Origin of the sequence: Vibrio sp. SBT000027 (assembly GCF_963894355.1) — a bacterium.
GTDB lineage: Bacteria > Pseudomonadota > Gammaproteobacteria > Enterobacterales > Vibrionaceae > Vibrio > Vibrio splendidus.
Window position 1 is genome coordinate 2,707,610 of record NZ_CAWQGD010000004.1, and the last position, 25,906, is coordinate 2,733,515.

Below are 25,906 nucleotides of genomic sequence, written 5' to 3' on the forward strand. Positions count from 1 at the left end.
CATTATGTTAATCGGTGGAATCATCCGACTAATTCTTTAGCTGAAGCAGCCACACCCTTGCGGCTTCAGCATCCAATTCTATTTGATTCTTTAGTGCGTCGAACGATTCAAATTTTATCTCGTCGCGCAGTTTGTGCAAAAGTCGTACTTCTAACTGTTTACCATATAAATTGGCTTTAAAGTCAAAAAAGTGCACTTCTAATTGCTGCCTTACACCATTAACCGTTGGTCGTTGTCCAATATTAGCAACGCCACCGACAGGAACACCGTCGATATCCAATGCTTCAACAACATACACTCCCGATACAGGAGAAACACAACGCTTCAATGGAATGTTAGCGGTAGGGAAACCGATAGTTCTCCCTAGTTTTCGACCATGAGACACACGACCACTAATACTGTAGTCACGGCCTAACATGGTAGCACTTGCAGCCAAATCATCGACCGCTAGTGCATTCCGTATCTCAGTGCTGCTTACTCGTAATTGATTTAAGCAATAGCTTTGGGTGCTTACCACCTCAAAACCATATTTTTCGCCCGCTTCTTTAAGCATCGCGAAATTACCTGTTCGACCTTTGCCAAAGCAAAAATCGTCACCAACCACCAAGAATTTCACACCAAGCTTATCAACCAAAAGATCCTTAATGAATGCTTCTGCGGATAAGCTTGCAAAATACTGATTGAAATTCACACACAACAACCGACTGATATCTAGCTTACTCAGTTGCACATATTTATCTCGTAAGCGAGTTAAACGTGCTGGCGCTTTACCTCGGGCAAACAGCTCCATAGGCTGTGGTTCAAACGTCATGACAACAGAAGGGAGCCCTAATGCTGCAGCTTGTTTAGAAACCTGACTCAGAACCTCTTGATGTCCTAAATGAACACCATCGAAGTTACCTATGGTTAATACACAGCCATGATGCTGCGCTTTAATATTGTGTATACCTCGGATCAGTTCCATTATGATCAGCTAAAACCTGTTATTTGCATCATTTATTGTGTGAAACCGACGGATTATATACTAATCAGTATTAATCTGTCGCTGCTTTTAAATGTTTTACTCGGATACCTAAAATCAGTACCGAAACAATATAAACAAAGCCACCAAGTCCAATCAAGCCTGTTAATGTTAGTGCTCTCTGGCTAAAGCTCCATTCAAGCCAATGTTGCATATTATCCAACTGCCATAAAATCGCCGCAACCATCACTACGCCTGAGATAATCAATTTGGCACTGAACAACAAGGTTGTCTTAGATAATTGATACACACCTGCAAGATGCAATCCACGATACAACAAGGCCATATTCACAAAGGCAGATAATGCCGTCGCTATCGCCAAACCAACATAACCATAGAAATACGCAAAAATCGCGTTGAACACCATGTTGGTGACCATGGCGATAATGCCGTACTTCACAGGGGTTTTAGTATCTTGGCGAGAGTAATAGCCCGGAGCTAACACTTTAATCAGCATGAAGTTAAGCAAACCCGATGCGTAAGCAACTAATGACATTGATGCCTGCTGTACATCATGTGGCGAAAACTCACCACGCATGAAGAGCACCATCAGCATCGGCTTAGCTAAAACTATCAAGCCTAACATCGCAGGAATACCAAGCAGCAACACCATACGCACACCCCAGTCCATGGTGTGCGCAAACCCTTCACCTTGAGCTTCAACGTGTTTACGAGACAAAGCAGGAAGAATGACAGTCGCAATCGCAATACCGAATAGACCTAGTGGGAATTCAAGCAGTCGGTCTGAATAATACAACCAACTGATCGAACCGGTCGCTAGGAAGCTAGCAATAAAGGTATCAAACAATAAGTTAATTTGGCTGACCGATACACCGAACAGAGCTGGGATCATTAGCGTGCGGATCTTAACCACACCCGGATCTCTCCAGCCCCACTTCGGCTTAACCAGAACACCCGCTTTTATCAAGAAAGGCATTTGGAAAAGAAATTGGACTAAACCACCAAGAAACACACCAATTGCCAAGCCAATTTCAGGCTGTTCTAAATTAGGAGCAAGAAACCAAGCACAAGCAATGATCATTACGTTCAAGAAAACAGGTGTAAATGACGAAACCGCAAATTTACCCATGGTATTGAGGATTGCACCAGATAAGGCAACAAAGGTAATAAACCATAAATAAGGAAAGGTAATCTTGAGCATAAAGCTCGCCAGCTCGAATTTAGGGGCTGCTGGGCCATCATTCAACCAATCGATAAACCAACCTGCACCAAACATCGCAGTGATCACGCCCGAGCCCAAGACTCCGAGAACGGTCACTATAGACACTAAAACCCCGAGCGTACCCGACACTTTAGCAATTAAATCTCGTGTCTTATCTTTATCACCTGCGGCGTGATATTCTGTTAATACAGGAACAAACGCTTGAGAAAACGCACCTTCTGCAAAAAGTCGACGTAAGAAATTAGGAATTTTATTAGCGAAGAAAAATACGTCGGCACTCGCTCCTGCTCCCATCAAATTTGCTACTACTACATCACGTACTAGCCCCAACACACGGGAAACAAAAGTCATTGCACTGACAATCAGGCCTGACTTTAATAGTCGTTTACTCACAGAAACCTCTGACACTGGTTGATTACTTTCAAGCAAGGATAAATACTATCCTGTCCTTAGAAGCATAATTATTAGCATTGGTCTAAAAATGCTGTTAGAATCCCCGCCATCTTAACCGCGATGACCTTTCCATACCAAAATTTGTTTTGGCTGAGATTGGTTTTTGCACAAATCATTTGACAATTAAGCGCCTATGAGGGATAGTCCTCGCCCTTAAATTGTCACCGAACTAAGTTTTTGGGAGTTAGACCTTGGCAAACAGTAAATCTGCTAAGAAGCGCGCTATCCAAGCTGAGAAACGTCGCCAGCACAATGCTAGCCGTCGTTCTATGATGCGCACTTACATGAAAAAAACTATTGCAGCTATTGAAGCTGGCAATAAAGAAGCTGCAACTGCTGCTCTTGTAGAAGTTACACCTCTTCTAGACCGCATGGCGACTAAAGGCCTTATTCATAAGAATAAAGCTGCACGTCATAAGTCTCGTTTCGCTGCTGCAATCAAAGCTCTTTAATAGAAATTTGATTACAACGCAAAACGAAAAAAACCGGCCTCGGCCGGTTTTTTTATATCTAAATTTTGAGTAACACAGCGATTTTTCTTGCTGAACATTACTTAGCTTACTTAAAAGCACGTGGTTTGCCGGCAGATACCAGCTTACTAAAAGGCATTTGGCTAACTGACACGTATTTTCTTACTAAAAGGCATATCGCTGACTAAAGGCATATCGCTGACTAAAGGCATATCGCTGACTAAAGGCATATCGCTGACGACAAGATGTATCGCTTACCGATAGACAACTAAGCATATAAAAAACAGACAACGAGAAAATAAACAGACAAGAAAATAGATAAATAGATAAATAGATAGGTTGGTAAATAGATAGGCACTAACATTCGACATGAAATACTGACACTTCCTTGTGTCATTCTATCACTGATAAGAAATCCCCCTCCCACCAGCAATAAGCTACTTGCAGTAAATACCATGCAGTAGGTTAATCATCGCTTTTACTTCTTCACTGCTCAATGTGTAATACACAGTTTGAGCTTCTTTGCGAGTTTCGACCAAACCATCTCTTCTCAACCAAGCAAGATGTTGAGATAAAGCAGACTGACTCAGTTCCAACTTGCCACACAACTCCCCAACTGACAGCTCAGTACCATGTAATAGGCACAAAATCTGTAAGCGACGCTCGTTGGCCATGGCTTTGAGTAGAATCACAGCTTGCGCTGAGTTCTTCTCCATCTCTTTTAAGTTCATAGTTTGGCTCCCTACAACCTTTACACCAACTACGGCTATTAGTATTTCCGGCATATGGTGGCGTTATGATAATCGATATCAATTCATTAACAAACCGCCTCACTCGAACAATTTGCTAAAATCTGCGTCACATACATTTTTTACTGCTGGATGTTGGATCATCCTCTCAGCAAATATGACGTAGTACTCCTCTTTTAATTCTTCAATACCAACCAATAATTGCAGTGATGAATCCTCTTCAACTTCAGACATATAAAGCGTAGGCGCTAAGAAGATAGCGTCATCGTGATAACGAGCAAAAGCCTTCATCAATGCCGCGTCATCAAACTCACCCAAAATATCAGGTTTAAGTCCTTGTCTATCAAACCATTGCAGCACTTTACGCCCCATCGAGGTGCGACTTCCTGGGATCAAAAGCTTTCTTTGCTCTAATACAGCCGGGAAGCTAACACCTTCAACCTTACCCGAACTGAAAAAACTCATTCCACTCTCACCTAACTTCTTACTAAACAGGCCAGGACTTTGACTAGAGTCCACCGGACAGTCAGACAAGATCATATCGAGCTTATGTTGAGACAGTTGCTCAAGTAGCATTTCATGGGTCGATTCAAAGCAGCGTAAATGAATACTGTTATCTGGGGGAATGGTCGACATCAGTATCTTGCTGACAAGCCTTTTAGACAGCGCATCTGCAACACCAACATCAAACAGAATATTGGAGTGCTGGCTGTAATTCACGATATCCAGCATCTCGTAGCTCAGGCCAAACATACGGTCGGAATATTTAAAGACTAGCTGTCCAAGCTCTGTAGGCTCAACACTGCGACCATTGCGCTTGGTCAACTTGCCATCCATACGCTCTTCTAACGCTTTTATCTGACCTGTTACCGTTTGTGGTGTTAGGAATAGAGCTTCTGCAGCTTTAGTAACAGAGCCTTGCTTGCAAACCATCCAGAAGTAATAAAGGTGGTTATAGTTGAGGTGCGACATAGATGTGCCGTAATAAAAGAGTAGATACCCTTTTATATCAAATATGACACCTTCGCTCAACAAACTCGGAAAAACCTAACCAAACTAGTTATTACTACTTATTTTTTCGAAGTGTCTGATTTCATAATGTAATATTTCAGCAATTATTTTTAATTTTTCTCTAACTTTTAAGATCTATATCACCTATCAAAAATACGAATAAAACCCCATAAAAACAACAAGTTAAGCCACCGTCATTTCAAGGCCAAATATTTAAAGGGCAAATCATCACAAAAAAGTCTCACCTAAACCAAAATGTAATATTACTGAAATATTTGTTCTCTAACATCACGCTCAGATTAAACAAACAGACCAAACACAGACTTAAACGGTCCAATGGAGAAAACATTATGAACCAAGCTACTACTGCAGCAGCGCCTATCTCGAGCACAACTCGTTGGCTACGCTGGGCTAACTTGGCATTCATGCTTTACCTACTATTACTTTCAGTTTCAATGGTTGGTACAGGCTTCAAATGGGCAACAGGCGAGCAAGCAAAGGTTCTTTTCGAATTTGCTTCACACCCAGTTGCAGGCTTAATGATTGGTTTAGTGGCAACAGCACTTATTCAATCATCAAGTACAGTTACTTCAATTATCGTTGGCCTCGTGGCAGGTGGTTTACCTGTTGAGCTAGCAATCCCTATGATCATGGGTGCGAACATTGGTACTACAGTAACCAATACGCTAGTTAGTCTTGGTCATGTTCGTTGTAAAGATGAGTTCAAACGTGCATTCGCAAGTGCGACGATTCACGACTTCTTTAACCTATTAGCCGTTGCTATATTCCTACCACTAGAGATGGCGTTTGGTATTCTAGAGAAGATTTCTCACTGGTTAGTATCACCGATGCTAGCAACAGGTGATATGAGCATGGGTGGTCTTAACTTCATCAAGCCAATCACTAAACCAGTAGTCAGTGCGATTAAAGAGCCACTATCGACATTTGGCGACACTGTTGGTGGTATCATGCTTATCGTTCTAGGTATCGCGACTATCTTCGTAGCTATCACGGTAATGGGTAAGCTAATGAAGAGCCTGATGGTGGGTCGTGCTCGTGAGATTCTAAAGAATGCAATTGGTCGTGGTCCTATCCACGGTATCGCTTCTGGCTCTATCGTTACTATCCTTGTTCAGTCATCTTCTACGACAACAAGCTTGATGGTTCCACTAGTAGGTTCAGGTGTCCTTAAAGTACGTGACGTTTACCCATTCACTCTGGGTGCAAACATCGGTACGTGTATTACCGCTCTATTAGCAGCGACAGCAGTATCTGGTGAGTTCGCAGTATTTGCACTGCAGATTGCTCTAGTACACTTGGTGTTCAACATCATGGCAACGGTATTCATCTTTGGTATTCCGTTCCTACGTGAACTACCAGTAAAAGCCGCTGATATTATTTCTGACATGGCTGTGAAGAATAAATCTGTAGTGGCTGGTTACCTTATTGCGGTATTCCTTGTACTGCCTGGTACCGTGTTAGCACTGACGGCTTAATCGCTAAATAATTAGATAGCTTAACCGCTAACAAGACACATCGCTTATAACAAAGCCCGCAACCTCCTAGGTTGCGGGCTTTTTCTTTTCTGAAAGGCAGATGTGGGAAACAAAAAGAAGATACGAGATTCGAGTAGAGAGTGACGAAAAGCGACTTCCTCTCATTATCTGCGTTTGGTACTCAGTACCTCACTGACTCAAATCTAAAGACGCTCTTCGTATCCCGCATCTCGTTTACTCGTATCTAGCTACCCTTCGTATCCCGCATCTAAACAACGCTTACTTACCTTGCTCATTACGCAGATACATAATGGCAACCATGCCAAAGCCGATAAGTTGCCATAGATACTGCCCGTCGCTTGCACCTGTGATGGTTTGAGTGAAAGCCATACAAGAAGTCACAAACAGAGAAGCAAAGGCAGCATAGAGTAACCACGGACGCTCCTTGCCAGACATGAACTCACCTGCAAATACCGAACGGATAACCAGTAAAAACGGCACACATTGCAAAGCAATCAAAATAGGGAACATGAAATCGAATGTTGGACTCAGTAGAGCATGACCGATTTGGCTCTTATCCCAAGTTCCTACAATATAGCCTTTCCAGCCAGCCCAAGTATCACCTGAATAAGCGGTATCTGGCGTAATAAAGCCAAGCACAACGCCCATCACTTTATCGACAAAGCCATTTTTGAACCAAAAGACGAATAAGAAGATCTGAATTGGAATGATCTGAAAAGCAAACTTCTTCAACATGTGTGTACCCCAAATAATTAATGATTTGGTTACCAGTATGTGGAAGTCGATGTTTTTACGCTTGATGCAAGGCAATCGAGCCTGAGTCCAAACAATAATCAAACATGTTGAGAAGCCTGTCGGCACAAGAAAACCTTGCAGAAGAGCCGTTACTATTAGCGGTAACTCAACGTCTTCACTTCAGAGAGAATTTTGTGGTTTAGGAAAGGTTTGTTTTTTATAAAGATTCAATAAGATCAAACAGTTGACCATTATACTCTTTTTTCACTTCGGTATAGCGCTGATAGTTGTATTGCGAACCTTCGGGATTATCCGACAGCTTGTCAGCCACACTAAGTAGATAAAAACTGATTGGGCTCGGTGTACTTTCGGCCGCGTAAAAAAGGTAAGGGAAAGCTTGATTGGCATGTTGGTTGATTAACAATGCAAGACCCAAGGTAAGATTAGCGATGTCACAACGTGGGTTCATCTCGAAGGCTTGCTTTGCCAGTTGCAGTGCATGTTCGCGATCTTCTTGCTCATGACTTTGCAAATAAGCCAAAGATTCCGAATACGACAATAAGGCATTGACCAAATAATTGTCTCTTCCTTGCTGTTGAATCGTATCCAACTGAAGTGCGATCTCTGCAAATGGCTGTCCACCTTTACCTTGGTAGAAAAGCGATATTCCCTCTGAAATAACCTTCCAATCATCGTAGTTATCAATAGAAGTCACTCGATGACTGACGACGCCGTATTCTGAACTCATTGGGGCAATAATGGCTTTAATCTCAAGAATTACATCCCCAATGGCATCAAAGAAGTTATCTTGGCTAAAGCTCTTTTCCACTTTCTGGCTTTGATTGGGCTGGCGGTTGTTTTGTATCAGCACGCTCAGTATATAATCACTGCCCTTTTGCTTGAGCCAACCTTTGAGTTCGACACCATTATTGGCAAGTGATTGCTTGCCCTGTTTCGATAGCTGAGAGAAGTGGTAACCCGATAAATTTCTCGCTGAGTTCAGCCCGTAGAATAGGTAGTTGTACACGCTTTCCGACATCTCATAATCGTCCGCAGAATCGAGTGTTATGTCATGGATATAAACGGGAATCACATCACTTTGAGGCGCAGAAATAACAGCTGTGTCATTGGTTGAGACATCAATTTGCCACGCCCAAGCTGCTATTAAGCCAACAGAGAATACTGCGGTTGTAATCAGGGCGATGGTTTTCTTTTTCGAATTAACAACAAAAGGTTTAGGCTCAGATTCAGGTAGAGAGGCGTCATCAACGGAAGTTGGTTCGACACTCGGCTGAGTCACCTCAACATCGAACAGGTAACCTTGCTTAGGAATGGTCTGAATGATGCGATACGGGCGTGACTTATCCTGAAGCTGACTGCGCAGTAAGCTGATGACCTGTCTAACCAAGTTGTCAGACACTTGAGTTCGTTGCCAGACATCAGCGGCTATCTGCTGCGTACTAACCACTTGCCCGCGCTTCTCGATGAAATAGCTGAGCAGCCTTGCTTGTAGTGGCTCTAAATGAATCTCTTCACTATCAATCACCAACTGGTTTTTATCAGGGTAGAAAGAAATAGGAAAGTCGTGTTGCAATACAAAGCAATGCGAGCGAGTCATAGTAGTTCTGTGGTTAGAAAAGACCACTCAAGATTATTGGTTTTACGAATAGTAAGCAAGCCAAGCATCAGAAATAAAAAAGGCTGCGCAGAGGCAGCCTTTCGATCAATCAGTCAATCAGTCAGTCAAAGCAGATTAGATTAAACCGAGAATGGGTACTTAATCGCTTCGTGGCATTCGTAGCCTTCAACCCAGAAGTCATCCATCGTCACCCACGTTTCCAAATCTTCTAAAGACTTAATCTCAGGATTGATATGGAATGTTGGCCCCGCTAAAGGCTCACGCTTCAACTGGATATCACGCATAGGTGCGAGTTGATCTTCGTAGATATGAGCATTAACCAGCTTGTGGTAAGCCACACCGGCTTTCTTGCCCGTGATTTGCGCCATGATTGCTAGGAACACATACACTTGAACCATGTTGAAGTTCAGGCCTAATGGAACATCACAAGAGCGCTGAGTACTGTTTAGGTACAAAGTGTCACCAAGTAGAGAGAAGTGGTGGCTGTACATACACGGACGTAAACAACCCATGTGGAACTCACCTGGGTTATAGAAGTTTAAGATCTCGCCGCGATCATCAATGCCGTTCGTTAGATCATCAACAATCTTCTTCAGTTGGTCGATATGACCGCCGTCAGGTTTTGCCCATGCACGTCCTTGAACGCCATAAACACGGCCCATGTCGTCTTCACCCTTGCGGTAAGGGTTATTTAGCCATGCTTCATTCAGGTTAGAATTCGCATCCCAAGTTTTAGTCCCTAACTTACGAAAATCTTCAGCATTGTCGTAACCACGGATATAGCCAAGCAGCTCAGCAACTGCGGCTTTCCAAAAACTTTTACGTGTTGTTACCAGTGGGAATTGGTTATTACCTACATCATATTCAAGGTCAGCATTGATTACGGTTAGGCAGCGCTTGCCTGTGCGTTCATTTTCAATCCAAGTACCGTCATTAACGATACGCTGACAGAGATCTAAATACTGTTTCACACCAATTCCTTACTTCGTTTGTTGTGGTAATTCATCTTTGTAGTGACCACGCTTGTATGCCCAAACCATCATCAGCACACCGATGATAACCATTGGCAGTGACAAAATTTGTCCCATAGAGATAAATCCACCGAACAAACCTAGCTGAGCATCAGGTTCACGTACGTATTCAACTAGGAAGCGGAATGTACCATATCCTGCTAGGAATAACCCTGATACAGAACCAAGAGGACGAGGCTTTTTGATGAACCAGTTCAAGATGAAGAACAGTACAATACCTTCAAGCGCCATTTCATAAAGCTGAGATGGGTGACGAGGGAGTGGACCACCGTTAGGGAATACAATCGCCCATGGCACATCAGTCACACGACCCCATAGCTCACTGTTCATGAAGTTGCCCATGCGGCCCATACCTAAACCAAATGGAACCAATGGTGCAATCATGTCAGCGACACCAAAAAAGGTTCGACCGTTCTTTTTGGCATACCAAAGCATCGCGGTGATCACACCAAGCAAACCACCGTGGAAAGACATACCGCCAGTCCATACCTTAAATAGGTAGAGTGGATCATCAATGAAAAGGCCAAAGTTGTAGAAAAGTACGTAGCCAATACGACCACCAAGCACCACACCTAGAAAGCCAGCAAACAGTAGGTCTGATACTTGCTCTCGAGTCCAACCACTACCGGGTTGATCAGCTCGGCGATTTGCTAACCAAAGAGCAAACATAAAGCCGACAAGGTACATTAGGCCGTACCAACGAACTGAGATTGGTCCTAGTTCAATAAGAACAGGATCGATATTTGGGAATTCGATAAAACCCTGAGACATACTTGGCTCTCTATCTAAAATTGAATAACGGTTAACTCAACAGCTAACAGAAAAGACACTACAGCAGCATAGTGGCTGCTATAAACATTAAAAATACCGCAAAGAATTTCTTCAGCACGGGGGTTGGCAATTGAGTGGCCAGTTTAGCGCCAACTCGTGTGGTCAGTACTGAGGTACAAGATATCGCTATCAAAGCCGGTAGATAAACATAACCCAAGCTATACGCCGGAAGATCATCGACAGAAGAGCCATGCCAAATAAAGCCTAGCATTCCCGAAATCGCGATAACACAACCACATACAGAGGATGAGCCTACAGCTTTGCGCATTTCCACACCGTGATGGTTAAGGAAAGGCACCGATAAAGAACCACCACCAATACCAGCCAAGCTTGAAACCAAACCAATACCGCCACCACATAACATGGTCTTAGCTGAACCCGGCATCGACTTTTGACTCTTAGAGCGGAGCGACAACAACATCTGCAACGACAATACCAAGACAATCACACCAAAGACTTTTGGCAGATATTGAGCAGGAATAACGTCGGCGACAAAAGAACCTAGGAAACCACCAATCACCACACCAGGCATCAACCACTTAACGACAAAAAGTTCCACATTACCCAATTTTAAATGGTTAATTGCAGACGATCCCGAGGTAACAATAATGGTTGATAACGAGGTTGCCAATGCCATTTGCATCGCAAACTCTTGAGGAATACCCGCTTTAGGAAGCAAAAATAGCAAGGCAGGAACGACCAGCAAACCACCACCAATGCCTAGCAAGCCCGCTAAAACACCAACAATAGCACCAAGGCCTGCTAACAAGCCTATCAGTTCATATGACACGTTAAATCCTATTTTTTACCTGCTCGAATGAAGCCTGTAAATTCACGCTCTTCGAAATAGTTCAGCATCATACTATAGATGTCACTACCATATGGTTTTGAAAGCGCTCTATTTGCCAAATCCTGTAATTCACTCAAGTTAGATTGGCGAATCAAATATTTAGTCCTCGCGACATTCGAGGTATTCATACTTAACGTCTCATACCCCAACCCAATCAGTAACAACGCGCCCATAGGATCACCAGCTAGCTCGCCACAAATACACACAGGTAATTGATGTTGCTTACAAGTATCATGAATTTGTTTTAATGCCATGATCACCGCAGGGTGCATTGATTCATAGACATCGGATACTCGTGAATTGTTCCGATCAACCGCTAATAAATATTGAGTTAAGTCGTTGGTACCGACTGAAACAAAGTCGACCTTATCAGCAATCAGCGGCAGTATGTAAAGCATTGATGGCACTTCAATCATGATACCAACGCGAGGCATACGCACTCGGTTATCAAGCTCATGCACTTCGTCATACGCTTGTTCAATAAGTTGTAGCGCGTCATCCAGTTCCTGCGCACCAGAGATCATCGGCAGCAAAATACTCAAGTTATGGCTTTCACAGCTCGCACGTAGCATGGCACGTAACTGAATAATAAAGATGTCAGGATGATCGAGCGTAAAACGAATACCACGCCAGCCAAGGAATGGGTTGTCCTCTTCGATAGGGAAATAAGGTAAGGCCTTATCGCCACCGATATCGAGTGTACGCATCACCACTTGCTTCTCAGGGTAGCTCGCGAGTACAGAACGGTATTGCTTGAATTGTTCGTCCTCTGACGGGAACCTCTGCTGTAACAAGAAAGAAATTTCGGTTCGATACAGCCCCACCCCATCAACGCCTTGGTTGATAGCGATATTGGTGTCGGCACTCAAGCCCGCATTAAGCAGGATCCCGACTTGCTGGTTGTCTTGCGTTTTTGCCGGTAAGTATAGTTCTCGATTGACCATCGAAGAGAGCTCACTCTCTTCTAGAATCAGCCCTTGATATTCTTTGAGCAGGTTTTGAGTCGGCTCAATAAAGATCTCGCCACTATACCCGTCAACAATCGCTTGCTTACCATTAGCTTGAGCAAGATTTAGGTTAACCCCCATAACAGAAGGAATACCCAAAGCTCGAGATAAAATCGCGGCATGTGAATTCGCCGCCCCTTCCAAAGAAATAACCGCTAAAAGTTTTTCTTTGGGAATAGAGGCCAATACCGAAGCCGTTAGCTCTCGAACCACCAAAATAATTGGCTTATCTAGCGTGCGAAGTTCATGTTCAGAATTGTGAAGAAAATAGAGCAATCTTTGACCAAGCTCTCGGATGTCTTGTGCCCTCTCACGAAGGTACACGTCTGACATACGAGCAAAGCGATTCGAGTAACTCTCAACAACCTGCCTTAATGCCCAATCAGCCTTATCGCCTTTCTGGATTTGGCTCTTAAGATCCTTACGTAACATTGGATCGTTGAGTAAGTGAGTAAACAGGTCAAAGATCGCCAACGCGTCTTTATTGATTTCACTGTCTAGGCGCTTTCGCATTCGCTTAAAGTCATTGAGAGCATTTTCGACGGCGACTGCCAGCATTTCATGCTCTCTTTCAACATTAAGCGTCGATGCTGGATAAACATCGGTAAGTTCAGGCTGAGTGTTGTCCCACCATAAATCGCCAATCGCAACGCCCGATGAAGCTGCAATACCTTTAATCTTAGGTAGCTTCTGTTGCTCTAAAAGCCAATGGCCTTGAGTTTGAGCGTGCGCCACAATGACCGCAAGTTGTGCTGAGAGAGTGACAAGGAAGGATTCTTCCATCTCACTGAATAAACGAGGAGACTTCTGTTGAATAACCAATACGCCAAGCACTTGCTTGCGATGGATAATCGGAGTGCCGAGAAAAGAGTGATAAACCTTTTCTCCAAGCTCTGGAAAAAACTTATAAGCAGGGTGAGCAGACGCTTGTGCAAGGTTGATAGGTTCAGCACTTCTTTTAACAAGGCCAACCAGACCTTCGTCAAAACCAATGTGAATGCTATTGCCTTTGAAGATCAGGCCTTGAGTTGCCATCAACTCAAGACGCTGCATATCATTATTTGCCAAATACACGGTGCAACATTCCGTCTGCATCGCACTGCATGTCTCTTTAACCAAAATATCAAGAGCCGTCGACACATCTTCAACTCTTGATACGTGTTCAACTATTTCCCTTAGTTGACTGAGCATGCTTAACCTCTACGCAATTTGCGTTTTCCTTTTGTTTTTCGCTCTTTAAACGGCATTGCTAAAGATGCGAATTCTTTCATCGCTCGACGGTAAACATCTCGCTTGAAAGAAACAACTTGTCGAACTGGGTACCAGTAACTCACCCAACGCCAACCATCAAACTCAGGTGTACTTCCACGCTGCATATTGATCTGCGATTCATCGCAATCTAAGCGTAAAAGGAACCACTTCTGTTTTTGTCCAATACAGACAGGTTTAGAATCCCACCGAACCAGTCGTTTGGGCAGCTTATAGCGTAACCAATGACGACTTGTCGCGACGATCTTTACATCCTTTTTAGTAAGGCCAACCTCTTCATACAACTCGCGGTACATTGCCTGTTCCGGAGTTTCACCTTCATCTATCCCCCCTTGAGGGAATTGCCATGAATGTTGCCCGTATCGTTTAGCCCAGAAGACCTGACCATGGTTGTTACAGATTACAATACCAACATTTAATCGGTAACCATCGCCATCTATCACTGGCCAACCTCTATCTAAATTTTTAATTACTCTGATTTTTCCACATATCCCCAATCGGAGCAAACTTAGTGACGTGACAAGCGCTATATTTATGAATATTAACTAAGAATATGGATAAGTTTTGCTCAAATTCTAGTTACCCACACAATAGTGAGACATAGACCACATTTATTCACCTTTTCTGTGAATAACTATGTGAAGAATTACCCGCAATCGTTTTTTTTAATCCATAGATTCATCAACACCAAAAACACCAAGTCGAACAAATTTAATTTATTCCATTAAAAATCAATAATTTAAAATTAATTTTTCATTTTCAAAAACATTAGAAAAGTAAAAGATCTTTCAAAAACTGAACGTGGTTAAAGATCAACCACTCCGATGTTTATCCACACTAGTAAGTGAAAGATTCATTTTTAACCCCATTTGGCAAGCATTTAATCCACCATAAACTCCTGTTTATTTATCCACTAAATTAATATTTCAATTAATTACCTTTATGTCCTGTGGATAACCATGAGTTTGATCCCTTTCCTAACAAGGAGATCATTTCTTAACCAGTCGTCATATGGTGATAACTTCTGGTAAAATCATTTTTTTGATCATGCCTTTTATTATGAAACCAGAACCACAAACACAACAAGAGCTGCTAGACAGAGCGTATGCTATCGCCGGAATGACCTTTAAAGAGCTCGCCGATGAAGCTGAGATGGTGATGCCAAACGACCTCAAGCGTGATAAAGGCTGGGTTGGACAGCTATTGGAATGGCACTTGGGTGCGCCCGCTGGCAGCAAGCCAGAACAAGATTTTGCCAAACTCGGTATCGAGCTTAAAAGCATCCCGATTGGCTACTCTGGAAAGCCACTCGAAACCACCTTTGTTTGTGTCGCTCCATTGATGGGCGTGCAAGGCATAACTTGGGAAACCAGTCACGTTCGAAACAAGCTATCTAAAGTGTTGTGGATCCCTGTTGAGGGAGAAAGAGAGATCCCGCTGGCAGAAAGGCATGTTGGCTCCCCATTACTCTGGACACCAAGCCTAGCTGAAAACGAACTCCTGAAAAGAGATTGGGAAGAGCTGATGGAGTTGATCGTGTTGGGTAACGTTGAGCAGATAACAGCAAGACACGGTGAAGCACTGCATTTACGACCAAAAGCGGCCAACAGTCGCGTGTTAACAGAAGCTTACGGTGCAAGTGGAAAACCTATCAAGACTAAGCCACGTGGTTTCTATCTACGGACTCAATTCACCCATAAATTGCTGACAACCCATTACGCATAGAGCTTTTATTTAGAATAGATGGACCAAACTATCAGTATGTTACAAACCGCCAGTAACTAGAATCAATCTCTAGCTACAAACGCTCTCTAATGAGGTTTGAGCGCCAGTTCAATATCACAGTAGCTTTGGCTTGGCTCATTACCAAACTCATCATAGGCGTTGTGTAAGCGAAGATACGCCTTTTCAAAACCGAGCCGGAGCAACTCTTCTTTCACTTGATCCAAGGATCCAAAGTGAAGCGGCTCACCGTCTTGCTTTACCGGTTCTAGCTTGTGTTTATATTCCACTGCTAATAGATATTCCGAGATATCGGAACAGCCAATAACGTATACCTTTGGTGTTTGATAAGAGTCTTTGTGCTCTCCATGTAACCACATGTCTAATTGATGCTTTTGCATAGCCAGCCTCCCTTGCTCTATAAAGCGTAGTAGAACTCTTTTTCTTTACTAGATAACGACTTAAAAAAGCACACATAACGGCTTAAAAAAGCAAAAAAGAGAAGCAAGTGCTTCTCTTTTTTGGCCAGTTCTAGTTCAAAAGCTTGCACTTCCGACGCCACAACTATCGCTGATATTTATCTTAAGGGGTGAAAGGCGCTATCACCCCACAAGATTACGTCGGTATTCGCGCGCTTAAGACTCGACGAAGGTGACGAACTCGACGTTCAATCGTAACGACTTCAGGTTCAGAAAAACCAATTGGTCGACCATCGGCTTCAAGGCCAATATCTCTCAATAAATGAGTATTGTTCCATGGTAGATCGTATGAACTACGACGAACTTTTCGTTGCCATTCACGTTCTTCACGACGAAGGTCTGCACGGATAAGGACTGTTGCTAGTTTTAAGTATACTGAGTGACGCATAATAACTCTCCAGTTGTAAAATAAACTGAGGAAAAATAGCGTATTAGATAGTATGAGGGCTTCTCACTTAGCTGCTATTTTTCCGCAGCCAAATAAGGGTACGGATCTATTAGTTAGGTTTATCTTGGGTGTTTAGATCGGCCATGGCTGATGTTTGTGACATAACTGTCACCATGTCAGTACACGGATCAAACGACGCGCAAATATGCTGTATAAAATCGAAATGTTTCATTTGCGCCTCCAAACTAACTAAAAAATCCAAAAAGAAATGAGATAATAAAAGCAAATAAGTCTTTGTTAAACCATTGCTTTCACGGTTAAAGTCTAACCAAGTGAGTATATTATTCAACCGATAATTGATTAACAATTTCAAAACAAATGATTCACCCAAAATATCAGTTGCATATCACTTTATATATAACATATTCACTATGATTATATAAAATCACAGAACATCTATCTTAAAGACCGAGCCTCCAATAGCTCAATCTATCAATCTATCAGCAGTCAACGATCAACGATCAACGATCAACGAGAAGTTGTAGCAATGGATATAAAAAAACCACGCATCATGCGTGGCTCTTAGATTTACACTAACTGGATAGAATCAATGAATAGAGAGCTCTAAACAACACCTTCAGAAATCAGGCTATGTTTATTCAGCAATCGGTACATGGTTGCACGCGAAACTCCAAGCTCCTTAGCGGCCAACGATACTTGACCACCATAAGATTCCAGAACAATCAGCAACGCATCTCGCTCTGAACGCTCACGGATACTTTTGAGACTGCGGCGCTCATCATTCTGTTTTGGTAAATCCAGTTGTTGATCGTCAATGATCACCGCATCCGACATCAGCACGACACGCTTAATTTGATTCATCAACTCACGCACATTACCCGGCCAGTGATAACGATTCATCGAGCGGATAGCATCGTCTGAAAAGCTCTTCGCTTGAGCATTAAACTCTTTTGAATACTCACGTAGAAAATGATTAGCCAATACTGAAATATCACTCACTCGCTCTTTTAAGCTCGGAACGTGAATACGCAGAACATTGATGTAATGATAAAGCTCTTCATTGAAGTCGCCCTCGATCAATGCCTTTTCGATATCAGAAGAGTTCGCGGCCAGAATACGCACATCGACAGGTTTAGGACCATCCGCAGTTTCAATTTTACCTTCTTGTAAGAAACGCAGCAGGTTCAACTGCTGATTGCGTGGCATCGCCAATACATCATTGAGTAAGATGGTTCCGCCGTCGGCTTCTTCCAACAGACAAGGTGCTGCAGCGGGCTGTGCAGAGATACCAAATACCTCGGCCTCTATTCTCATTTCAGATAAGGCACGACAATTGACCGTTAAAAATGGCTTTTGCGCTCGCGAAGAGTTTTGATGAATTGAGCGTGCAACCGTCTCTTTTCCTGCTCCACTCTCTCCGTAAATCAGGATACTGACATCAGTCGGCCCAATGCGCTTTACTTGGTCTCTCAAACGCTTCACAGCCACAGAGTCGCCAAGCAAACCCATATTGTTGTTGATGCCGTAATTCGGCCATACTTTCTGCTCAAGCTTGAGCATACCCAATTGGTGACCAATGGTACTCAATAACTGGGCATCTGGGATTGGCGCCGTGAAAAAGTCGATACAGAAGTTCACGATAAATTGGCAAATGGTATCAGAGCTCAATTGCGATTCACGAATAAAAGCGAGCCATCTTACTTGCTTGTTGTTGCTCACGAGATTAGCGATACCGTTAAGGCTAAACTCATCATGACTAAGATCCACAATGCCAATGCATGGGCCAATGTCAGCAATCAAGGCATCGGCTTTTCGTAAATCTGCACACTGGGTACATTGCCAACCCACTTGCTCTAACACTGATAACCAGGGTTCGTACGCACCACCAACGACGATAAGAGAACCTGGTAAGGAATCCATCTTAAATTGAGTTCCCATCCTTCTTCCTTATTCTATTTTTATTTAAATCAAGCTAATACGAGTCACTGCTTCATCGTTCGACAAAATGCCACGAGATCGTATTCAGCGCAGGACGTATAGTAGTGAGACTATCTTAGATTTTATGTCTCAATAGTAAGACTATGTCAGAAATAATGGTTTTTCGAATCAAGAGTGGGGTACAGGCTAGGTTTTGCAGCCTAAAAACAGAAAAAGCCACCCGAAGGTGGCTTTTTTAATTAGATGGGCTGTTACATCCCATAAGCGAGTATTACGCTTGTGGACGCATTGCCGGGAACAAGATCACGTCACGGATTGTGTGCGTATTTGTAAATAGCATCGCTAGACGATCAATACCAATACCTTGACCCGCTGTTGGCGGTAAGCCGTGCTCTAGTGCAGTAATGTAGTCTGCATCGTAGTACATCGCTTCGTCATCACCCGCGTCTTTTGCGTTAACTTGCGCTTTAAAACGCTCATCTTGGTCTTGTGCATCGTTAAGCTCAGAGAAACCATTCGCTACTTCACGGCCACCGATGAAGAACTCAAAGCGGTCAGTGAAGAATGGGTTGCTGTCGCTACGACGAGCCAGTGGAGAGATGTCCGCTGGGTAACCCGTGATGAATGTTGGTTGAATTAGCTGAGGCTCAGCCGTTTCACCAAAGATCTCTTCAAGAAGCTGACCACAAGTCCAGAATTTCTCAACGTACAGACCTACTTCTTCTGCAATTTTAACCATCAATTCTCTGTTCTGAAGATCATCTTCAGTCAGAGCTTGAATGTTTGCATTTTCAGGTGTGTAGTGTTTGATTGCATCGAACATGCTCATGCGAGCGTAAGTGCCACCGAACTCAACCGTTTCGTCACCGTAAGGCATAGAAGTAGAACCAAGAACGTCCATCGCTGCTGTGCTTAGCATCTCTTCCGTTAGATCCATTAGATCTTTGTAGTCAGAGTACGCTTGGTAGAATTCCATCATTGTGAATTCTGGGTTGTGACGTGGAGAAAGACCTTCGTTACGGAAGTTACGGTTGATCTCGAATACACGGTCAAAACCACCAACCACTAGACGCTTAAGGTAAAGCTCAGGTGCAACACGTAGGTACATGTCGATGTCTAATGCGTTGTGATGAGTGATGAATGGACGTGCTGTAGCACCGCCTGGGATCACGTGCATCATTGGCGTTTCAACTTCTAGGTAGCCTTTTGAGCTCATGAAGTTACGGATTGAAGACACAAGCTTAGAACGCACGATGAATGTGTTACGAGAATCTTCGTTCACGATTAGGTCAACGTAACGCTGACGGTAACGCATCTCTTGGTCAGTTAGACCGTGGAACTTCTCTGGTAGAGGACGAAGTGCTTTAGTTAGCAGTTCAAACTCTTCCATGTTCACGTAAAGGTCACCTTTACCAGATTTGTGAAGCGCACCTTTAACACCGATGATGTCACCGATATCTAGGCCTTGGTACTTCTCTTTCAGTACTTTTTGTACGTCTTTCGCTGCGTATGCTTGGATACGACCAGAAGTTTCTTGAATCGCAAGGAATGGACCACGCTTCGCCATAACACGACCAGCGATCGCAACGATGTGGTTAAGCTCTTCTAGCTCTTCCTTAGTCTTCTCACCGAATTCCGCTTGAAGATCGCCAGCTAGGTGCTCGCGACGGAAATCATTTGGGTGACCGTTCGCTTTGCAGTTCAAGCGGATGTGATCCAGCTTGCTACGGCGTTCAGCGATTAGTTTGTTCTCTTCAGGTGAAGAAGCTTCTTGTGCGTTTTCGTTTTGAACAGCATCAGTCATTAGAGATGTACCTTGCTTTTATAATTTGGACAGCTATATTTTTGAAAATATAGGCATTTTTACCAATATTATTGGTAAAGCTTAAGAGTTGGTAAAGCTTACAGACCTGATTTCAGGCTAGCTTCAATAAACTTGTCTAAGTCACCGTCAAGAACCGCTTGAGTATTGCGATTTTCGATGCCGGTGCGCAAATCTTTGATACGAGAATCATCCAGTACGTAAGAGCGGATTTGACTGCCCCAACCGATGTCTGATTTCGTTTCTTCGCTCGCTTGTTTTTCAGCATTTTGTTTTTGAATCTCAAGTTCAAAAAGCTTAGCACGTAGCTGCTTCATCGCTTGGTCTTTGTTCTTATGCTGCGAACGGTCATTCTGACATTGAACCACGGTGTTGGTTGGAACGTGAGTAATACGTACCGCCGATTCCGTGGTGTTTACGTGTTGACCACCAGCACCAGAGGCACGGTATACGTCAATACGTAAGTCAGAAGGATTAATATCGATCGTAATGTTGTCATCAATCTCTGGGTAGATAAACGCAGATGCAAATGAAGTATGACGACGGCCACTTGAATCAAATGGTGACTTACGAACTAGACGGTGAACACCTGTCTCTGTGCGTAACCAACCATAAGCGTATTCACCAGAAATACGTACCGTTGCGCCTTTAAGGCCAGCAACATCACCATCAGACACTTCGATCACTTCGGTCTTGAAGCCTTTCGAATCTGCCCAACGTAAGTACATACGCAACATCATTGAAGTCCAATCTTGAGCTTCTGTACCGCCCGAGCCTGACTGTAAATCGATGTAGCAATCTGATGCGTCGTGATCGCCAGCAAACATACGACGGAATTCCAGTTTTTCTAGCTTAGCTTCTAGCTCTGCTAATTCTGGTTCGATTTCGTCAAACGTTTCTTGGTCTTCTTCTTCAACCGCAAGCTCTAATAGACCCTCAACATCCTCAACACCTTGGTCAAGTTGGTCGATCGTTTCTACTACTGCTTCCAATGCAGAACGTTCTTTACCTAGCGCTTGAGCACGCTCAGGTTCGTTCCATACATCCGGTTGTTCTAATTCTGCGTTTACTTCTTCTAGACGCTCTTTTCTAGCGTCATAGTCAAAGATACCCCCTCAGGATATTTGTGCGTTCAGACACATCCTGCAGACGGTTTTTAATAGGATTGATTTCAAACATTTTAGCTCATCATTTATGAGTAGAATTTAACCGAAGAATTGTACTCAAAAGTGTGACGGAGATACAGAATTTTTTAGAGCGGAAAGCCAAGATTCAACAACTTAATGGAATATAAAATTGACAGACAGAAAAAACACGTGAAATTTGTAAGGGAAAGAAAGAAAACAAGCCCTGCTTTTGAACAGAGCTTGTTGAATTTGGGGCTAAATGATGAACATCATTCAGTGAACGATAACGCTATTTGGCTTCAACTATTTGGCTTCAATATGGTCAACCATCAACTGCAACGATTGGTTGCCACGAAACTCGTTGATATCCAGCTTAAATGCAAGATGAACCGTTTTCACTGACGTATCAGGCCAACGACGTAAATCAACATTGAAAGCAATACCATCAATCATCACATTGGTTGGGTGGCCTTTGTATAGAGGTTCTAGCATCAATTTAAGGTGTTTTTCACCTACCAGTTTTTGATGCAGCACTTTAAACTCACCATCAAAGATCGGTTCTGGGAAAGCTTGGCCCCACGGACCACCTGAACGCAACGTTTCAGCGGTGTGCATTGAGAACTCTTCAGGTAACAGCTCACCATCAGACAAGATAATGCCCTTAAGTGCCGTCTCACCGAGTTCTTTACGCACAACGTCATCAAACATCTTGCTGAATCGCTCGAAGTCTTTTTCCATAATGGTTAAGCCAGCAGCCATTGCGTGACCACCAAACTTCAAGATCAAGCCAGGGTTTTGAGTATCGATTCTGTCTAGCGCATCGCGCATGTGCAAACCTGGAATCGAACGACATGAACCCTTGATGCTGCCTTCACCACCATCAGCAAATGCGATCACTGGGCGGTGATATTTGTCTTTGATACGCGAAGCGAGAATACCGATTACGCCTTGGTGCCAATCACGTTGAAACAGAGCTAAACCAGAAGGCAAATCGTCTTTACCAAATTCAAGGCGCTCACAAAAAGCCATCGCTTCTTGTTTCATGCCCTCTTCGATCTCTTTACGTGTTTGGTTCAAGCCATCTAACTCGCTGGCCATTCGACGCGCGGCATGGATGTTGTTACTCATTAACAGCTCAACACCAAAAGACATGTCATCCAATCGGCCAGCCGCATTGATACGTGGACCAAGCGCAAAACCAAAATCGGAGGCAACTAATCGCTTAGCATCTCGCTTAGCAATTTCAATCAAGGCTTGAATACCCGGACGAGCTTTGCCCGCACGAATGCGTTGTAGCCCTTGGTGCACCAAGATTCGGTTATTTTCATCAAGTGGAACCACATCCGCAACAGTACCCAGTGCCACTAGGTCAATCAGTTCCATCAACTTGGGCTCTGTCATACCGTGTTGAACAAACCAGCCCAACTTACGCATGTGAACACACAACGCCATCATTAGATAAAAGGCGACACCCACACCCGCTAGCGCTTTTGAAGGAAATGCACAGCTTTCAAGGTTCGGATTGACCATCGCATCGGCGATTGGCAGTTCATTGCCTGGCAAGTGATGATCGGTAACCAGCACATCAAGGCCTTGCTCTTTAGCGAAACGGACACCGTCAATCGAAGAGACACCGTTGTCCACGGTCATGATCACTTCAGCACCAAGTTCGATCGCCTGTTCGACAACCTCAGGGCTCAAGCCATAACCATCTTCAAAACGGTTTGGTACTAGATAATCAACGTTAGAGCTGCCCAACATACGCAGAGCAAGCACAGACAACGCCGAACTGGTTGCGCCATCGGCATCAAAGTCACCAACAATGATGATGCGCTTTTGCTGCTGAATGGCTTTGAACAACAATTCAACCGCAGCATCAATGCCGCCCAGTTTTTGATAAGAGTGCAAGCCTTTCGCTGCTGTCTCTAGTTGGTCAGCACTGTCGATTCCGCGACTCACATAAATGCGCTTTAACAAGTCAGGTAAGTGAGCAGGTAAGACTGAAGTGTCGACCTCAGGACGGCGTTGGATCTCTATCATATAAAAATGGGCCTGATATTAATCAGGCCACTCCTTAAATCAAAAACATGGGGGATAAATTGGCAATACAGAAACGATATTATTGCTCTAAACGTTGAAGAAGTTGTGCTGGCGGTAAGTAACCACTCACCAACTCACCGCTTGCTAGTACGATAGCAGGTGTGCCATTGATGCCAAGCTCACGACCCAATTGGTATTGTTTGGCGATGATCTGTTTCTGCTCTGCTAGGTCTTTACCAGACGCTGGCATTTGACGGTTTACTTTAGCATCGTGCATGGCTGTTTTTGGATCATCTGAAGCCCAGATTGCCGCCATTTGATCGGCAACTTGTCCTGTCGCACCTTGGCGTGGGTAAGCCATGTAACGAACGGTAATACCTAGATCGTTATAGCCTTGCATTTGGCTGTGCAGACGAACACAGTAGCCACAGGTAATGTCAGTAAATACCGTCACAACATACTTTTCGTTATCGGCTTTATATTCGATAACCGTATCCGACATCGCCGCGACCTTTTCAGCATTAAGTGGAGCTTGACGCTCAGCCAAAACGTCACTGAATTTGCCGTTATCATCCAGAGAGTAAAGAGTGCCGGCTAGAAAGTGATCGCCCTCTGGAGAAGAAAAGATAATGCCACTGTTAGTTTGAATCTCTAATAGGCCATCAATGTCTGAAGGAACAATCTTCTCTACCTTGATACCGATTTTTTCAAAACGCTTAGTTAACGCTGCTGTATCAATAACTTGAGCTGGAGCAACTTCTACGGCTGTTGATGTTTGTTCGACTTTCGCTTCTGATGCATTACATGCAGTAATCATGAGAGGAAGCACTAATAGAGGAAGACGGCGTAATACGCTCATTAAGTTCACCTTAAAAATAAATGGATTTAAGCACGTGGGTGATGCTGCGCGTGAATTTGCTTCAGCCTTTCGGTCGCCACGTGAGTATAAATTTGGGTTGTCGATAAGTCACTATGCCCAAGCAACATCTGTACGACCCTGAGATCTGCGCCATAGTTCAGTAAATGAGTCGCAAAAGCGTGTCTTAACACGTGTGGTGACAATAGCTCTGTGTCTATACCAGCAACAACCGAGTAATGCTTAATACGATACCAAAACGTCTGACGGGTCATTTGCTTGGCGCGTTTACTCGGAAAAACCACATCAGAACTGTTTTCGCCGAGCAGTTGTGGCCGACCTTGCTCAATAAAAGTCTCAATCCAGTCCACGGCATTTTCGCCCATTGGCACCAAGCGCTCTTTACCGCCTTTACCAATAACACGCACCACGCCTTGTCTTAGGCTGATATTTTCCATCGTCAAACTGACTAACTCGGTAACACGAAGACCAGTTGCATATAATAACTCAAGCATCGCTTTATCGCGAAGTTCAATAGGGTCATTGGGATCAGGAGCCTCTAGCAGTGCATTAACTTGCTCTTCACTCAAATCTTTTGGCAAGCGTTGTGGCAGCTTAGGGCTGATCAACAATGCACTCGGATCATCGCCTCTCACTTTCTCGCGGTGCAAGTATTGGAACAAGCGACGAATCGCCGACAACATGCGAGCACGGGAAGTCTGCTTAAAATCGGCGTCGGCTAACCAGCCTTGATAATCCTGTAGCCCTGAAAGGCTAATAAAGTCGAGGCGGTAATTGTTCTTTTCCATCCACGTTAGAAGCTTGGACAAGTCGGTACGATATGAGACAAGCGTATTCTCCGATAACCCCCTCTCCATCCACATAGCATCTAAAAACTGCTCAACGAGACCGTGGTCTGCGCTCTGCCCTTGAGGCGACTGCATAGTGTTACTCACAATATTGGAAACTGTTTTGAGAGTATGTCAGAGCAAATATGAATGCCATAAAAATTACGACTTGAGCGGATAATCGCTGCAATCGAAGTCGATTTATGGTTAGAATTCGCCATCTGAAATTAAAATCGAACGTTTGCTATGAAAATTGGATTATTTTACGGCTCAACCACCTGCTATACCGAAATGGCAGCAGAGAAAATTCGCGGCATTATTGGTGAAGACCTAGTTGATATCCATAACGTGAAAGAAACCCCTCTTTCTTTTATGGCGGACTACGACCTTTTACTGCTTGGTATCTCAACGTGGGATTTCGGTGAAATCCAAGAAGACTGGAATGAGTTGTGGGAAGACATCGCAACAACGCCAATGAAAGGTAAGGTGGTGGCTCTGTTTGGTCTAGGTGACCAAGAGGGCTACGGTGAGTGGTTCTTAGATGCGATGGGTCTATTGCATGATGAATTGAAAACCGCAGGCGCTGAGTTTGTCGGCTTCTGGCCAAACGATGACAGCTACGAATTCGAAGCATCTAAAGCATTAACAGAAGACAAGTCTCAGTTTGTTGGTTTGGCTCTGGATGAAGATTCACAGTACGAACTCAGCGACGAACGTATCGCAACTTGGGTTGAACAAGTCCTCGTCGAGTACAGCGAAAAGCTATAAGTTCTGCTTCCTTAGAGTTCAGAGCTAAGAACTAAGAACTAAGAACTAAAAGCTTCAGGCAGAAAGAACATCATCGATTAGATACAAAAAGGCCTCATTACTGCGAAGTAATGAGGCCTTTTCTATTTCAT

Annotated in this window: 23 protein-coding genes; 4 read left to right on the plus strand and 19 right to left on the minus strand. The window is 43.7% G+C overall.

Annotated elements, in window-relative coordinates; translation table 11 throughout:
- Nucleotides 1–28: 28 nt before the first annotated feature.
- Nucleotides 29–964, minus strand: coding sequence for a bifunctional riboflavin kinase/FAD synthetase (gene ribF / locus AACU28_RS21945; RefSeq protein ID WP_017077722.1), 936 nt, complete (start codon nt 962–964; stop codon nt 29–31).
- Between the two features lie 70 nt (nt 965–1,034).
- Complete coding sequence (gene murJ / locus AACU28_RS21950) at nt 1,035–2,597, minus strand: murein biosynthesis integral membrane protein MurJ (protein ID WP_054542819.1); 1,563 nt, start codon at nt 2,595–2,597, stop codon at nt 1,035–1,037.
- Between the two features lie 251 nt (nt 2,598–2,848).
- On the opposite strand from murJ, the gene rpsT reads away from it, so the two are divergent.
- Entirely contained in the window at nt 2,849–3,109 is a 261-nt protein-coding gene (rpsT, locus tag AACU28_RS21955; protein WP_012603273.1) for a 30S ribosomal protein S20, read from the plus strand.
- A 455-nt stretch (nt 3,110–3,564) separates the two neighbouring features.
- Here the strand turns inward: rpsT and AACU28_RS21960 are convergent, their stop codons facing one another.
- Nucleotides 3,565–3,858, minus strand: a complete 294-nt coding sequence (locus tag AACU28_RS21960) for an ArsR/SmtB family transcription factor (RefSeq protein WP_004735028.1) — start codon at nt 3,856–3,858, stop codon at nt 3,565–3,567.
- 99 nt (nt 3,859–3,957) lie between these two features.
- The gene (gene nhaR / locus AACU28_RS21965; RefSeq protein ID WP_004735027.1) at nt 3,958–4,848 is read right to left on the minus strand and encodes a transcriptional activator NhaR; all 891 of its coding nucleotides are present in this window, start codon (nt 4,846–4,848) and stop codon (nt 3,958–3,960) included.
- 389 nt (nt 4,849–5,237) lie between these two features.
- Between nhaR and AACU28_RS21970 the strand changes: the two genes are divergently transcribed.
- A complete protein-coding gene (locus AACU28_RS21970; RefSeq protein WP_004735026.1) occupies nt 5,238–6,383 on the plus strand; it encodes a Na/Pi symporter in 1,146 nt (381 codons plus the stop codon).
- A gap of 279 nt (nt 6,384–6,662) precedes the next feature.
- Here the strand turns inward: AACU28_RS21970 and AACU28_RS21975 are convergent, their stop codons facing one another.
- From AACU28_RS21975 to rppH, 7 genes are all read right to left on the minus strand, one after another.
- Complete coding sequence (locus AACU28_RS21975) at nt 6,663–7,139, minus strand: hypothetical protein (protein WP_017095048.1); 477 nt, start codon at nt 7,137–7,139, stop codon at nt 6,663–6,665.
- A 217-nt stretch (nt 7,140–7,356) separates the two neighbouring features.
- Nucleotides 7,357–8,757, minus strand: a complete 1,401-nt coding sequence (locus AACU28_RS21980; protein ID WP_121603593.1) for a winged helix-turn-helix domain-containing protein — start codon at nt 8,755–8,757, stop codon at nt 7,357–7,359.
- A 140-nt stretch (nt 8,758–8,897) separates the two neighbouring features.
- Entirely contained in the window at nt 8,898–9,749 is an 852-nt protein-coding gene (locus AACU28_RS21985) for a thymidylate synthase (protein WP_009848438.1), read from the minus strand.
- Nucleotides 9,750–9,758: 9 nt separating this feature from the next.
- Nucleotides 9,759–10,580 (minus strand): prolipoprotein diacylglyceryl transferase, encoded by an 822-nt coding sequence (gene lgt, locus AACU28_RS21990; RefSeq protein ID WP_004735021.1) that lies wholly within the window; start codon nt 10,578–10,580, stop codon nt 9,759–9,761.
- Between the two features lie 58 nt (nt 10,581–10,638).
- The gene (locus tag AACU28_RS21995) at nt 10,639–11,430 is read right to left on the minus strand and encodes a sulfite exporter TauE/SafE family protein (RefSeq protein ID WP_121603594.1); all 792 of its coding nucleotides are present in this window, start codon (nt 11,428–11,430) and stop codon (nt 10,639–10,641) included.
- An 8-nt stretch (nt 11,431–11,438) separates the two neighbouring features.
- Nucleotides 11,439–13,688, minus strand: coding sequence for a phosphoenolpyruvate--protein phosphotransferase (gene ptsP, locus AACU28_RS22000; protein WP_121603595.1), 2,250 nt, complete (start codon nt 13,686–13,688; stop codon nt 11,439–11,441).
- A 2-nt stretch (nt 13,689–13,690) separates the two neighbouring features.
- Nucleotides 13,691–14,209 (minus strand): RNA pyrophosphohydrolase, encoded by a 519-nt coding sequence (rppH, locus tag AACU28_RS22005; protein WP_004735018.1) that lies wholly within the window; start codon nt 14,207–14,209, stop codon nt 13,691–13,693.
- 616 nt (nt 14,210–14,825) lie between these two features.
- Between rppH and mutH the strand changes: the two genes are divergently transcribed.
- On the plus strand, nt 14,826–15,491 hold the full coding sequence (mutH, locus tag AACU28_RS22010) for a DNA mismatch repair endonuclease MutH (protein WP_086027492.1): 666 nt from the start codon (nt 14,826–14,828) through the stop codon (nt 15,489–15,491).
- Nucleotides 15,492–15,577: 86 nt separating this feature from the next.
- On the opposite strand, the gene AACU28_RS22015 is transcribed toward mutH, so the two are convergent.
- The 8 genes from AACU28_RS22015 to xerD all read right to left on the minus strand — a co-directional run bounded on the left by AACU28_RS22015 (nt 15,578) and on the right by xerD (nt 25,103).
- Nucleotides 15,578–15,889, minus strand: coding sequence for a DUF6482 family protein (locus tag AACU28_RS22015; protein WP_004735016.1), 312 nt, complete (start codon nt 15,887–15,889; stop codon nt 15,578–15,580).
- A gap of 214 nt (nt 15,890–16,103) precedes the next feature.
- Nucleotides 16,104–16,355, minus strand: coding sequence for a hypothetical protein (locus AACU28_RS22020; RefSeq protein WP_004735015.1), 252 nt, complete (start codon nt 16,353–16,355; stop codon nt 16,104–16,106).
- Nucleotides 16,356–16,979: 624 nt separating this feature from the next.
- Nucleotides 16,980–18,314: a cyclic-di-GMP-binding transcriptional regulator VpsR gene (gene vpsR, locus AACU28_RS22025; protein ID WP_004735014.1), complete on the minus strand. Its 1,335-nt coding sequence runs from the start codon at nt 18,312–18,314 to the stop codon at nt 16,980–16,982.
- A gap of 271 nt (nt 18,315–18,585) precedes the next feature.
- Nucleotides 18,586–20,118 carry a lysine--tRNA ligase gene (gene lysS / locus AACU28_RS22030; RefSeq protein ID WP_004735013.1) on the minus strand — a complete coding sequence of 511 codons (1,533 nt, stop codon included), beginning with the start codon at nt 20,116–20,118 and terminating at the stop codon, nt 18,586–18,588.
- A gap of 98 nt (nt 20,119–20,216) precedes the next feature.
- Nucleotides 20,217–21,315 (minus strand): peptide chain release factor 2 gene (gene prfB, locus AACU28_RS22035; protein ID WP_099426155.1). Its coding sequence is split into 2 segments (ribosomal slippage): nt 20,217–21,239 and nt 21,241–21,315, totalling 1,098 coding nucleotides; the frame shifts between segments, so codons are not numbered across the junction.
- 251 nt (nt 21,316–21,566) lie between these two features.
- Complete coding sequence (gene recJ / locus AACU28_RS22040; RefSeq protein ID WP_121603596.1) at nt 21,567–23,303, minus strand: single-stranded-DNA-specific exonuclease RecJ; 1,737 nt, start codon at nt 23,301–23,303, stop codon at nt 21,567–21,569.
- 79 nt (nt 23,304–23,382) lie between these two features.
- Entirely contained in the window at nt 23,383–24,162 is a 780-nt protein-coding gene (locus tag AACU28_RS22045; RefSeq protein WP_004735010.1) for a thioredoxin fold domain-containing protein, read from the minus strand.
- 26 nt (nt 24,163–24,188) lie between these two features.
- Complete coding sequence (gene xerD / locus AACU28_RS22050; RefSeq protein WP_004735009.1) at nt 24,189–25,103, minus strand: site-specific tyrosine recombinase XerD; 915 nt, start codon at nt 25,101–25,103, stop codon at nt 24,189–24,191.
- Between the two features lie 150 nt (nt 25,104–25,253).
- Here xerD and fldB point away from each other — a divergent pair, with 150 nt between their 5' ends.
- A complete protein-coding gene (fldB, locus tag AACU28_RS22055) occupies nt 25,254–25,775 on the plus strand; it encodes a flavodoxin FldB (protein WP_004735008.1) in 522 nt (173 codons plus the stop codon).
- The last annotated feature ends 131 nt before the right edge of the window (nt 25,776–25,906 follow it).